The 13,823-nt window shown below is 47.9% G+C and carries 9 protein-coding genes; all 9 read right to left on the bottom strand.

The window, feature by feature from the left end; translation table 11 throughout:
- Positions 1–70: 70 nt before the first annotated feature.
- The 9 genes from AC0YN6_RS06615 to AC0YN6_RS06575 all read right to left on the bottom strand — a co-directional run bounded on the left by AC0YN6_RS06615 (position 71) and on the right by AC0YN6_RS06575 (position 13,819).
- A complete protein-coding gene (locus tag AC0YN6_RS06615; RefSeq protein ID WP_475745852.1) occupies positions 71–1,759 on the bottom strand; it encodes a hypothetical protein in 1,689 nt (562 codons plus the stop codon).
- Positions 1,760–1,766: 7 nt separating this feature from the next.
- Positions 1,767–2,813: a glycoside hydrolase family 88/105 protein gene (locus AC0YN6_RS06610; RefSeq protein WP_475745851.1), complete on the bottom strand. Its 1,047-nt coding sequence runs from the start codon at positions 2,811–2,813 to the stop codon at positions 1,767–1,769.
- Between the two features lie 123 nt (positions 2,814–2,936).
- On the bottom strand, positions 2,937–5,291 hold the full coding sequence (locus tag AC0YN6_RS06605; protein ID WP_475745850.1) for a helix-turn-helix domain-containing protein: 2,355 nt from the start codon (positions 5,289–5,291) through the stop codon (positions 2,937–2,939).
- Between the two features lie 45 nt (positions 5,292–5,336).
- Complete coding sequence (locus AC0YN6_RS06600; protein ID WP_475745848.1) at positions 5,337–6,950, bottom strand: extracellular solute-binding protein; 1,614 nt, start codon at positions 6,948–6,950, stop codon at positions 5,337–5,339.
- An 88-nt stretch (positions 6,951–7,038) separates the two neighbouring features.
- On the bottom strand, positions 7,039–7,866 hold the full coding sequence (locus tag AC0YN6_RS06595) for a carbohydrate ABC transporter permease (RefSeq protein ID WP_475745846.1): 828 nt from the start codon (positions 7,864–7,866) through the stop codon (positions 7,039–7,041).
- Positions 7,867–7,945: 79 nt separating this feature from the next.
- Positions 7,946–8,926 carry an ABC transporter permease gene (locus AC0YN6_RS06590; RefSeq protein WP_475745845.1) on the bottom strand — a complete coding sequence of 327 codons (981 nt, stop codon included), beginning with the start codon at positions 8,924–8,926 and terminating at the stop codon, positions 7,946–7,948.
- Positions 8,927–10,020: 1,094 nt separating this feature from the next.
- A complete protein-coding gene (locus AC0YN6_RS06585) occupies positions 10,021–11,850 on the bottom strand; it encodes an IucA/IucC family protein (protein ID WP_475745844.1) in 1,830 nt (609 codons plus the stop codon).
- On the bottom strand, positions 11,847–13,058 hold the full coding sequence (locus AC0YN6_RS06580) for a type III PLP-dependent enzyme (RefSeq protein ID WP_475745843.1): 1,212 nt from the start codon (positions 13,056–13,058) through the stop codon (positions 11,847–11,849). The genes AC0YN6_RS06585 and AC0YN6_RS06580 overlap by 4 nt, the downstream gene beginning before the upstream one ends.
- A complete protein-coding gene (locus tag AC0YN6_RS06575) occupies positions 13,055–13,819 on the bottom strand; it encodes an HpcH/HpaI aldolase family protein (protein WP_475745842.1) in 765 nt (254 codons plus the stop codon). The genes AC0YN6_RS06580 and AC0YN6_RS06575 overlap by 4 nt, the downstream gene beginning before the upstream one ends.
- Positions 13,820–13,823 lie beyond the last annotated feature (4 nt).

Below are 13,823 nucleotides of genomic sequence, written 5' to 3'. Positions count from 1 at the left end.
CAAACGGTCGCTCAAGACCGATTTGGCTCTTCTTTGTATCATTATATAATCGATTTACTCGATTAGATCATCACAACGTGCCTGGCATCAGCTGCAAAGAAAGCCCCATTTGCTCATTATTCCAGTTTCCGATCACATTTACGAGCTCTTCTGTGCAATCAATCTGCGGTACGAAGCCCCCCAGTTCTTCTCCAATACTGAGAGAGAAGACAAACGCCGCCTCATTGAGTTTTTGAAAATCGATGATCCTCTTTACACCGGCATGAAGGACAAGATCGATACCAAGTATTCCGTCTAACTCGTTTACTTCCCAGCGCAAGTCCCTTTGATCCTCAAATGCGGAAAACCAAGTGCACAGCGACACTAACGTCTCACCAATTCGCAGGTTTACACTGTCCTTTCCGACAACCGGACGAACATGCTCCAATGCACCGCCTATTTCCAGACGAAATCTGAAATCGGAAGCCTCGATGGTTCCATTAATCATATCCAAATTCGGGTGAGTATCACCGCCATTGACGACAAAATTCATACCAAATAGTACATGGTTCGCCCGCTGCTCCCCATGAAAAATAGCCGAGCAGTAATCATAACCATCATGCAAAGCACGCAGTTGCAAGTAAGTCGCCTTGCCGCCATTATCCACATACGCAAGCAAAGTCCGTGTCTGATTCCACATGATCTCCTTTCTGAAGCTGCCGAGCGAATAGGTCGGCGTCATATAAGTCGTTGCCCATTTCTCTGTTCCGCTGCCGCTCATCCCAAAGCATTCTCTTATCGTCTGCTGAACGGGGCTAAGAAACTGTTCAATATATTGCTCTGGACAAACAACACCGCACTTATACCAACCTTCATCATAGGGAAGCTCTTTCTCCTGATAGAAGGCCAGCTTTCCTCCTGTTGCGAGTTGTAGGAAAGCTTCACTCAGCGGTGTAAGCAGCGTTTTGTAACAGCGGCTGTGAGGGCCTGACCACTGCCGAGTACCCGCATGAAAATGGTCTGCTACGCTTTTCCATGCAATATTCAGCAGGTCGTTTCCGAGCTGCTTCGCCTCAGCATTATTCGTTTCTGTTACAATAGCGGACAGCTCCAAAATAGCGACTTGCGTGTACGTCGGACTATTATATTCTAGAAACGCCTGCCTAGGCAGCGTATAGTTGTGCAGCTTTTCCAATCGTTCAAATCCGTATTTCGCATAATCCTCCCGCTCGAATAATTCACCCGTGACGAGTGTAACGAATGCGCCCATAATCGCAATATTCGTGTAATTTGGCCCTACATTCCGTATAATTATTGCATCACAGGCATTGTAGATTGCTTGCTGTACCGACTGCCTCAGCTTCTCTGGCAATTTAGCAGCATGCCTTGAAACGATCAGTACGAGAAGCTTGCCGCAAAAATCAGCCCAGTTCCAATCGGGAGGCGACATATGATCGAGCGGCTCCTCATAAAACCATGACCAAATACCGAACGTACTGCGGCTGCGATCCGTATCCTGTAGAGAAACAACCTGCTCAATAATATCAAAGGCGCGCTGCTCATAGTGTGCTTCCTCCGTATCTAGCAAACCTAGCGCATACACGAGAGAATTGCGAGTTGAGTGAATAAAATCAGCTTGTTTGATCGTTGTATGATAACCAGGACTGCTGAAAGGCGACTTCAAAAGGCGATTCTCTGGATTGTACTGTGCGTCTCGAGAATCGATCTGCTTGATCAGCATTTGCCTGTTATTAAATGGATTATCGGAATAGTACGCCATGTCTATTTCATCCCTCGCTTGAATTCAATTTGAATTGTGCCAACAGCTGAAGAGTCAATCCTTGCCCATATAGCGTCGGATAGATACTAATTTGATTATACGCATCCACGGATGGCATAATTGGTGTTCCGCCTGATACTCCAGCTACTTCACCAACCGAATTGATTAAGGAAAGCACAGCGATTACTGTTCGCTCGGCCGGCTCCATGAACGAGGCATCGAGTAGTCCCGCATCGATTCCTCTAAGAAAGCCGCATGCGATTCCGGCACTTGCCGATGTTTCTTTATACGTATCGATGCGATCCAGCACTGTATGCCACAGTCCATCTGCTGCCTGACAAGCGCGAAGTGCAGCAGCAAGGGTACGATAACGTTCATAAAGCTCTGCTGGGATGGCAGCTAATCCACTAATTTCCGTCATAATCTCTGGTACGCTCAAAACGACCCAAGCATTTGCCCGCGCCCAATGAACCGCTGACAAATGGTTGCCTGCCTCACAGTTCCAGCCGTGATATAACAATCCCGTATTTGTATCCTGCAGCAGCTGCAAGTGAAGCATCGTCTGCTCGAGCGCCTCCTCCGCCAGCTGCTTGTCACCTGTCAATTTGGCGAGACGTGCTAGAAATAGCACCGCCATAAACACCGTATCCGCCCACACCTGCTCCCTAAATTCAACAGCTTCTGTAACCGTATGCTCGAAAGCCCGCTCGCGAGTGCGCGGCGCTTCATGCAGCATCCACTGTGCAATTTCCTGCGATTTGGTCAGCAGCCACTCCTCCCCTGTACGGCGATACAAAGAAGGAAATACGGCATAAGGTGCCATTGCATTAATTACATTCAGCGCATCGGCTTTATTCTTATTCCGCTCTACCCATGTTTGTACGTAATGAATGGCTTCCTCTTGCCCTGTCTTCTCTCCGTAATCTAGAATCGAAATGACACCTACACCAGGAACCCAGTCCCATTGATTAATATCCATGCCCCAAATGCCCTGATGATCGCTGGTCATGCAGCTGTAGATTTTACTCATCGTATCTGTCATCTGCCCTGTCATATCAGCTCTCCTCCGAAATTTGATCAAGGTCAATTACACCAATCCATAAGTGCTGATCCTATTTCGATATTCGTTAAAGGGTCCTTCAACTTGCGAATAAGCATGCTGTGCCTTTCCTCTCCGCTATAGGATTGAACTGACTTCCTCGTCTTGGTCTCCCCGTGACCGTTCCCTGAATTCCGTAGGTGTAAATCCCGTTATCTTCTTGAAAATCCTTACAAAGCTATTCACATTCGTATAGCCCACACACTCCGCAATATCGCGAATTTTCTCTTCCGTATCCTTTAGCAGCTGTTTGGCCCTGTTCATGCGTGTTTCCATCAAATAATCGATGAAATTGCATTCCTTCTGTTCTTTGAACAGCTTACTGAGATGGGATACACTCAAATGGAACTCGCTTGTGAGCAGGTTGAGCGATAAGTCGCTGCGCATATAATGTTCTTGAATATAGACCATCACATTGTCAATGACATCATTTCGTTCCCTGCTGTTACGTTTTTCCTTAATCCGTTCGATGAAGCTTGTGAGTGATTGGATCGTAAAAGCCTCAAGATGGTGCAGCTGCTCATACTGATTCAGCATCTCAACCATGTACTGCTCTGGAAAAATCCCTTCCGGATCGACGCCAATCTCTACGGCTGCTGTCGCCGCCTTCATCAGACATTGCACAATTAGCTGCATAATCATTTCTGGCGGTACAACATGCTCGGTGAAAGAGTCGAACCATCTGTGCACTTGCAGCTTCATTTTATCCGCATCTGACGCCTTAACCGAAGCAACGATCCCATCTGTCATAGCGAATAACCGATAAAATTGCGGGGATTGATCGCTGAATACATCCTCTTTCGTAATAATCGAATTGCTGCCCATTACGAGCTTATAGCTCAGTGCCTCAAGCGATTGCTTGTAGGAGCGATGAATATCGTTAACCGTCTCCACAATATCTCCAATACCAATCGTAATCGTACGGTTAAAGTATTCCTGAACGAAATCCTTCATTAAATCCGCTACGGCCATCGCCCGCATCATCAGTCGCTCCGACTCATCGCCAGCACCAAAGCTCATAATGACCGCGCATTTGCCGATGCTCAGCTCCACTGCGATTCCTCGGCTCTCTGCATTCATCAATTCCTCAGCAACATTACAGAGCGCATAAGCGTACAGCTGCAAATCCCGCGGCAAGGCAATTTCATGCTTATTGTCAAATTCAATGCTCATTACGATAAAATGGTCTGGATACAAACTAATGCCAAGCATGTCCATATAAGGCTGTAACACCACGAAGTTTTTGCGTTTCTCAGACAGCAATTCAGTCAGCAGCTGCCATTTGATGAGCGGCTTGCTTTCGACCACCTGCTTATGCAGATCTTCCCGGTCTTGTAAAATATGCTGTACCGTCGACTCAAAATATTGGAATTCATCGGTATATTTACGTGTTGCCGCTTCCTTCGAATGAATCGTCAAATGCCGTGTCATCACCTGAATGAAACGATTGACCGGCTTGAAAATCCAACGTCCTACCATCGCTGCCGATGCTGTCGCCACCACAAACAATACGATTGCAAGGATAAGCAGTCCATTGCGAATGGCATACAACGGCTTCATAAATTGTGCCACCGGCACAACCCGCACAATATTCCAGTCCGTATAATCTGATTTCACATAAAAAACCGAGCTTGCCGTCTGTTCAACCTCCTCAGAGAAGTGACCGCTTGCTCCCTGAGCATTTAAAATTTGATCGATGTACGGAAATTCACTAATATCTTTGCCTAGCTTACTCTGGTCAGCATGCAGCACCACGACACCTTCATTATCTATAATGAAGGTCTGTCCTTTATCCATCGGCGCCGTATTTCGAATCAAGCCATACAGCAAATCCTCCTTAATATTCACAGCCATCGCGCCTTCGCGTGTACCTGGAGAATGAATAAGCGGGTAGGAGCGAACCAACGTTACAACATTACGATATACTGGATATCGCGAGTGATTAAGCTGTACTTTGCGAGTCGACATCCAGTTGAAATACCCTTCATACTGCTGAAACTCAGGAATCCATGAAAAATCCAGCTTATAATCCTGTTCAGTTAATACATTTCCTGAAACGAGCCGCTGCTTGTCGTACGCATATAGATCAATCGAAAATATATAATCAATACTGTTGATCGCATTCGTAATGAGAGTGGATACGCGAAAAGAATTGTTCTGCGTTTCCTGCTCGCTCAGCTCATTATTAAAGAACCGCCCTACCTCGTATGCTTTCAGCAGTTGAATAGCCGTTTTATCAATATGCTTAAGCGACAGTTCCAGCTTATGATCCATCTGTCCGAGCAGCTCCATGTTTGTACTCGTTAACTGACCCTCCAATTGACGGTTGAATACGGAGTACGTTAAAAAAGCAGAGGAAAACACGAGGAGGAACAGCAGCGTCGATAGTATTGCGACCGCTTTAGTAAGTCGCCGATTTTGTACGAGCTTCATTTCTGTTCCTCCTCCGTATCTTCTTCAAGAGCCAAAGCTTACTATTTAGAAGCTGGATTTATTGTCTTCATACCACTTCTGTGCAATCTCTTCTGCTTTTTCACCGCCAAGGCGTTTCCACTCCTTGCGAATTTCGTCCAGTGCCCACTGTCCTGTATATTTCGCCCCTTGTGTGACTGCATTGGCGCGTGTTTCCTTAATAAAGGTATCGAGCGTTGAACGAATTTCATTGATTTCATCAAAGCTTGGTTGATAAGGAATATCGCGTCGGAACTCATTTTTCAGTACAATATCGAGTGATTCCATATCGAGCTTGGCAATGCGCTGCGAAACATCATCACTGGCCGCTTGAACGAGCAAATTCTCAGCTTTGAAACCGCTCTCATCTCGCAATACAGCATATTCACCTGCAAAAATCACTTCTTTGGTAAATTTCTCAGGGTCTAGACGCTTCGCAACGTCACCTACCATTTCATGATGCACGCCTGCCTCGCCATTCACGAGTGTGAACCAGCCCTTCTCCAAAATCCAATCCAAATATTCCATGGCAGCTTTCGGATTTTTCATATCCTTATTGAAAGTGACATAAAAGAGCGGTGAAGCCTCCTGATACGTACCATATTTGCCATGCGGAGTAGAGACTGCTTCTAGTGGCTCAGGCTTGGCGTCCGGCACATTAATAAGTAGATCTTTTGTTAAAATGTCGGTATTACCAAGTCCCCATTGCCCCATATAAATACCAGCCTTGCCGGTTGTCCACAGCTGCGTTGCACGCTGATTGTTGCTATCAGTTAAATATTCACGATCGACCAATCCCAAATCGTACAGCTGCTTCTCCAGCGCTATCGCTTCGCCGAAACGATCTAGCGTTGCGCCATATACCATCTTCCCATCTTCCACATACCATTGATTGTTCATTGCCGCATAGAGAGCAGAATAAATATCAAATGTCGTATGACCAACAATTGGCGTGCTGTCTGGATAACGCTCTTTCATCGCTTTTGCTACAGCAACTAGCTCCTCCACAGTCGTCGGCCTTTCAAGCTGCAATTCATCCAGCCAATCCTGCCTAATCCACATGCCATGATTAACAATGGCTGTAATCGCACGTTTCGTCACAGCTGCATAGACTTCACCATCGAAAGTAATATAAGGCAGCAAATCGGGATTGTCTTCCAAATATTTTTTGTAAGTCGTGCTGTACTTCTCTATATATTCTCCGATCGGCTGGATAACCCCTTGAGTAACCAATTTGCCAATATAGGTGCGGTCATACTCCCAGAGCAGGTCCGGCGCTTGTTTCGATGCAATCAATACGTTAAGCGTATCCTGCGCTTGGTTACGCGGTACTGGAACGATCGACACATCAATACCCGATTGCTCGCGAATCCATTTCACCCAGCGGTTGTCCTCATAGGTGCCCTCATCGCTGGAGACTTGACCTCTATCAAAAGTAGAAATACTAACTTTCTTAGGTAATCCATCATAAGGGTCCTTATCTCCGCTTGGGGACTCATTGGCCTTATTGTTCGTAGACTCGTTTGCCGGCTTCTCAGAGCCATTGTTTTCACCGCTGTTGGAACACGCCGTTGCCAAGAACGCCATGATCATAACTAGCATAAATAACATTTTCCCTGTTTGTATTCTATTTCGCTTCATACTTGACCTCCTAAAAAAATTAATTTATATATCGAAACGCGCCAGTAAGGCGCACTTGATATTCCGTTCATTACATATATTTCGACAGCTATCCTTTAATGGAGCCTAGCAGCACGCCTTTAATGAAATGCTTTTGCAAAAATGGATACACACATAATATCGGCACAATTGCGAATACGACTGCTGCTGCACGAATGCCTTCCGGCGTAATCGAAATCTGCGAGACACCTTCACCGCTCCCGCGCAGCAATTCCGGACTTACCAAATCTATCATCTGATACAATTTCACCATCAACGACACTTTGTCTGTACTGCGAATATAGATTAGGACATTCATATAGGAATTCCACCAGCCCACTGCATAGAACAGCGTCAACGCGGCGATGACCGGTTTGGATAGCGGCAAAATAATTCGCCATAAAATAGTGAAATCCCCAGCGCCGTCAATGGCAGCGGATTCCTCCAGCTCATCAGGCAGCCCTTCCAGGAATGTTTTCATAACGAACATATTGTAAGCGCTTATAAGAGCTGGAAGCCAAAGTGACCAATAAGTGTTTGTCAGTCCGATGCTATTAATAAGCAGAAAATTAGGAATCAATCCGCCGCTGAACAGCATCGTAAATAAAATAGCCATCAGCATGAAATTTCTGCCCTTCAATCTTGCTTTAGAGAGCGGATACGCTGCAATGATCGTAAAAAACATATTCAAAGCCGTTCCAATTACTGTTATCACGACAGTGTTCTTCATTGCGATTATTAATTGGCCGTCTTTCAGTAATTTTGCATATGCTTCCACATTGAATTCAACCGGCCACATGAAGATTTCCGCAGCATTGATTGCTCTGCTGCTGCTGAATGAAACTGCAATCACGTTAATGAACGGAAATAATGCCATGTAAGCGAGCAGTGCCAGCAAGATGTAATTAAACCAGCGAAATAGTATCGATGAAACGGTTTGTTTTCCATCCTTCAGAACGCATCACTCCTTTCGTCCCTTACCATAATCCTCGTTCTCCCAACGCTTTAATAATCCGGTTCACCGACACGATGAGGATGAGCGCGATTAGTGATTGGAACAAGCCCAATGCGGTAGTGTAACTGTACTGCAAGTTCACAATCCCCCTTGTATACACGAAGGTGCTAATAACCTCGGCCACACTCGTTACAGCTGGATTCCTAAGCGCATACACCTGCTCGAATCCAACATCCATCATTTTACCGACTTGCAAAATAAGCAGAATCGCAATTGTACTGCGAATGCCTGGCAGCGTGACATGCCAGATTTGTCTTATTTTATTGGCACCATCGATTTTGGCTGCTTCATACAACGTTGGATCAATCGAGGCCATCGCTGCCAAATAAAGAATCGTCCCAAATCCTGCTTCCTTCCAAATACCGGACACAATGAACGTCACCGGCCACCAGACCTTGTCGGCCATAAAATAGACCGGCTCGATCCCAAACGCCTGCAGTAAGTAGTTCACGATTCCTGTAGATGGTGATAATAGTGCAATAATGATACTGCCAAGAACAATCCACGAAATGAAGTGAGGAATGTACAGCAGATTTTGCAACGTTCGTTTGTACCACTCCACCCTCACTTCATTAAGCATGATCGCAAGCAAAATCGGGGCAGGAAATGCGAAGATCAAATGATACAGGTTGAGCAGCAGCGTGTTTTTTAATACGATATAAAATTCACGGCTTGCAAACAGCTTCTCGAACTGTTGGAATCCTACCCATGAGCTGCCAAAAATCCCCTCGGACAATCGGTAGTTTTTGAACGCAATAATCTCTCCGGCCATCGGTGCGTATTTAAATAGCAATAAATAAATAGCTACAGGAACTAGAAGCATATATAGAAAATGATTGCGAGTTAATTCCTTCCGCATGGACGTTATCCAGCTTGATCCTGTTCCTGTCTTCGGCGTGTCAGGCATTGGAGCCTGAGCTGCTGACTGCGAATGCTGCTTCAATGTAATCCCCCTTTCTTTATGCAAATAATAATTCGGTTCAGCAACGCCTTGCCAACCTAAAGTAACATGCAGGGCGCATTTGGAGAAATCTCCACTTTTTGTGCTGGTACTCCTTCACTCTGAAAGTGACCCTTCCATTTTTGTGATGCTATTCCTTTTCGATTTAGGAGCACTTGTAAGAACGTATGCGTTCTTACAGAACCCACAAACCCGACCGCCTACACCCACATGATCGCTGTTAGCACGCATATGTTCTTACAGCACCAAAACTAACCCGTCTGATCACCTGTAAGAACGTATGCGTTCTTACAGCACCAAAACTAACCCGTCTGATCACCTGTAAGAACGTATGCGTTCTTACAGAGCCCACAAACCCGCCTGCTTACACCCACATGATCGCTGTTAGCACGCATATGTTCTTACAGCACCAAAACTAACCTGTCTGTGCACCTGTAAGAACGTATGCGTTCTTACAGAGCCCTCAAACCCGACTGCCTCCGTCCGCATGGACGCTGTTAGCTCGCATATGTTCTTACAGCACCAAAACTAACTTATCTAAGCACCTGTAAGAACGTATTCGTTCTTACAGAGCCTTCAAACCCAACTGCCTCCGTCCGCATGGACGCTGTTAGCACGCATATGTTCTTACAGCACCAAAACTAACCTGTCTAAGCACCTGTAAGAACGTATGCGTTCTTACTGAGCCTTCAAACCCACCTGCCTACATCCAAATGATCGCTGTTAGCACGCATATGTTCTTACAGCACCAAAACTAACTTGTCTAAGCAATTACCGTCTACAATCATCGCCGAGCGAGTTTGCTTGACCTTGCTCCCATAATCTTTAGCGAGTCACTATAATCATTGAAAGAGATAGCTGAAAAAAGCAGCTTCATCAGTCATTCCAGCATTTTCGAGCCCCCGCTTTGCGTGTTGAAATCAAAAAAAAATAAGCCTCCGATTCCACTTTGATTGTGGTTTCTGAGGCTCATTCATTCAGTTCATTTGTATCCTTTATGGTTAGATAATGGCAACCTTAAAGCTGCTAATCGAGTTGCCATGCTGCCGCCGATAGTGCTTTGAATCATTAATGTTTTACCTTATACGAAATGGATTATGCCCCACACCTTTGCCAGACGGCATCGCTCCCGGCACGCCGTCAGCTTCTAGCAGCGGACGGATGACCAGCTTCGACGGCCACGTCTCGCTTTCGAACAACGCATGCGCCAGCGCGTCCCGATCGGCCTCCGGAATATCAATGCGCGATACGGCCTCCCTCAGCGCCTTCTCCGTAATGTCCCATAACCGCTTTTCCGGAATCGCATATGACTCCGACATAGCTTCCATAATCGAAGCTAAATTGACTTGTGTGCCAAGAGATTGAACGTAAAATATCAATTTCTCGATCGTTTCGTTGTAAAGGCTGTTCGAATAACCCGGCCGAATGTGATAACGAGGGTCATCGATTCCGTGCAATTCCAGATAAGGCGGATGCAGACGCACGGAATCGTGATCACGGAACAGTATGCCTGCGATGTTGTCGTCTTTCAACACGAGGCAGCAATTTTGTCCATGGATCTCCGGCACGATGCCGACCTTGAACAATCGCATTGCAATGTCATAGAACGTTTCCGCTACATCCGTATAGAAACAAACAGCTTCTTCCAAGGACGGCTTCCCGCCCCTGATTTCCGTTAGGAAATGGCTGCCGTTCCTCGTTACTCCCAAAGCTGACATTGGAATAACCTTATATCCGTCTTCCAATATCTCCTTAGGATAGATTCTGACTTGAGCGGCAAGATGGCGCGGATGATCGTCGAATAATCCCATCGCCGGAGGCAAATAGCCCCACCAATGCTTCTCCTCGCATAGGAAGACTCGACTCGCAAGCGTCTCATCGATTGCCACCGCTTGGCGCAGCAAACGCTCTCCAGCAAGCCCGTTCAGCAGCTTCACGACCGGCAAGTACCGCGCGGCCCCTAACGAATTCACACTGATCGGAAGCTTCAGCATTTTCGTCGATTCGGCGGCTAGCGCGAATGAACGCACCGATGAAGTCGCCAAAAACTCGCCCGTCTGCGTCTCCAGAAGGACGACGGTTCCTTCCTCCAGCTCACGCCGAAAACCCGGCAATATTCGGTTGCGGAGCTGCCACGGATGAACGGGAAGCAGCGTATACGCCTCCTTCGAGATCCCTTTTCGCGCAAGCTCTTCCTCGATGCTCGTTCTCGATTGTTCGTCGAGTACATCGAGACAATTCACTTCCCCCACATCGCATCCGCTTGCCACGGCATCGTTTGCGACGGCAACCCAATAAAGCGCAGCCGTATTCCCAAACTCCGCCATGTATGCTTGATAATCCTGATCCGTGAATCCGATCTTCGCCTTGGACAACGGATGGAACGGCCGATCGCGCAAGGAGGAGAGCCGCTCTCCTTTAACGAACCACTCGTAGGCCGACTTAGGCGCAAAGTCGAGGTGCTCTCCCGTTTGTTCCAAGCTTAGGCTCAGTTGATTGACTGCGACGTTCAGCGCCTCCAGAAAATCTGCCACGCCCGGATGGGCGTACGCTTCCTTGGATAAAGCTTGCAGCAGTACAAGACGGCCAATCTCCACGGGAAAGTCGACAACGGTCCAGCCCGCCCCCTCTTTTTTATAAATAGGCGTATCTACCGACCACTGAACTCCTTGCCTATAGCTGGACTCAATGAGAAAACAGATATCGCCAGTATAGACGGAAGCATGAGGCACGCCGGGGTAAAGGCTTCGCACCTCTTCGTGCGCCTCCGATAGTATCTTCGTATTTTCATCATCGATGACTATAAGCCGCTCCGCCAGAAAAGCGTCCATGAGCTCTTTCCGAATTCGGCGCTCAGCGGCAGACAGGCTTTGCGGCGATAGCGTAATTACAATGTCCTTCTTCATATCTGTCCCTCTTCCGTCAGATAATAAAATGCCGGGTGCGGATGACCCAGGAAATCATGATGGGAAATCGTCCAACAATAAGCTCCCGACTTCTCGAAAATGAGAACGTCTCCTGCACGCAGACTTTCAAGCTCGGCATCGGCATGCAGCCGATCCTTCGGCGTACACAGCTCGCCGACGATCGTTACGCTGCCGCCTTTTGTCTCCGGGCGTGCGAAAGGATAGGACCATTCCTCCGTTGGCACGACGCGGAACGGATGATTATGCCCCCACGAAGCCGGCAGCCGGTTATGATGAGTACCGCCTCGAATGACAGCGAAAGATTGATCGTGCGACCGCTTGATATCAATGACCTCGGCCACGTAATAACCGTGATCGGCCACGATGAATCTGCCCGGCTCGAAGAACAATTGCATATCCCCTAGACGGCCCATTTCCTCGCTCTGCGCCAAAAGCGAAGTGAAACTCGCCCAATCGAAGCCCGGCTCGCCGTCGTATGTCACACCGAACCCGCCTCCCGCGTTCACGACCTTGACGTCCAGCTCATAGCGCAGCTTCCATTCCTCCACTTTCTGCAAATAGAGACACACCATATCCACATGCAAATCGGCCAGCACATTGTTGGAGAGGGAATGAAAATGGAAGCCGCATAGGCGAACATGCGTATTGCCCGGCTCCTTCAGGAACGCAATCGCCTCTTCGATCAACGGTTCATCGAGCCCGAACGGGCTCGGGCGGCCACCCATCGCGATCTTCGTTTGAGGCAGCGTATTCGTTCTCAAGTTGACCCGAAGCAAAATTTCGGTTGGCCGATTCAAAATCTTCGCCAGTTCGATAATTTTTTGCAGCTCCAGCAGGCTTTCCACATGGAAATACGTCACGTTGCTGCGCATGGCCTGCGCAAGTTCGGTGTCTTTCTTCCCTGGACCGCCGAAAAGAATCGGAACACTGGCAGACACCTCCCGTACCTTTAACAATTCGCCGATGGACGCCACTTCAAAGCCCTTCACGAGCGGCAGCAGTGCCTCAATAATCCGTTTGTCCGGATTGGCTTTGATCGCATAGAACAAGCTGGTTTGCGCATGCATCATCTGCAGCATGCTTGCAACATGCGCTCGAATGCCCGCTAAGTCGTACACGTACGCGCAGACTGGTTCACGGCTCGCCCCCTTCCATTCTGCAATCAATCGATTGATTTCCTTGCTCATTTCCGTTCCTCCATCACCTTTCGATAGTCGTTCCGCTTGTTCAAATAGGCGCGGAAAGCCGTGTTCCGGTCGTCCCCCAGCACGAAAATATTGACGCCCCGCTCCGCCCACCGGAGATGGCCAGCCGTGTTTCGCGATACGGCCGCATAAGGCACACCGAATTTCGCTGCCGTCTCCTGCACAAGCTCTAACTGGCGCTGCACCTCCGGGTGCTCGGTCTCCCAAGGCATCGACAGCGATTGCGACAAATCCGCTGCCCCTTCCAAGACGAAGCCGACATGCGGCGCGGACAAAATCTCTTCGCGGCGATTCACACCCTCGACGCTTTCGATCATAGGAACGATCAAAATTTCCCGGTTTGCTTCTGCAGTATAGTCTGATAAAGAGTATTTCGCGAAAACACCCGGTCGGCCGCTGTTCAAGCTCCTCATTCCAATCGGGTGATAATAGGCGAAGCGCACAGCCTCCTCGACTTGGGCTCTGCTCTCCACGTGGGGTATAACGATGCCTTGCGCGCCGCAATCGAGCACCTTTAAAATTTCACCACGATCCACCTTGGAGATTCTGACAAGCGGCGTCAGATCGAGCAGCTCCGCCGCGCGAATCAGCTCTTCGATCGTTTCCATGTTCGTCGATGCATGCTCGTAATCGATAATAACGAAGTCATAGTCCGCATGGCCGATCAGCTCGACGACGATCGGATGAGGAATCGAGACGAACAGTCCAAAGACCGGTTCGCCCGCGCTAATTTTTTCCTTCAACCTA

Source organism: Paenibacillus sp. J22P15 (genome assembly GCF_056269345.1).
The sequence above is the reverse complement of the archived record's forward strand: the minus strand, read 5'-3'. Positions and strand labels throughout refer to the sequence as shown.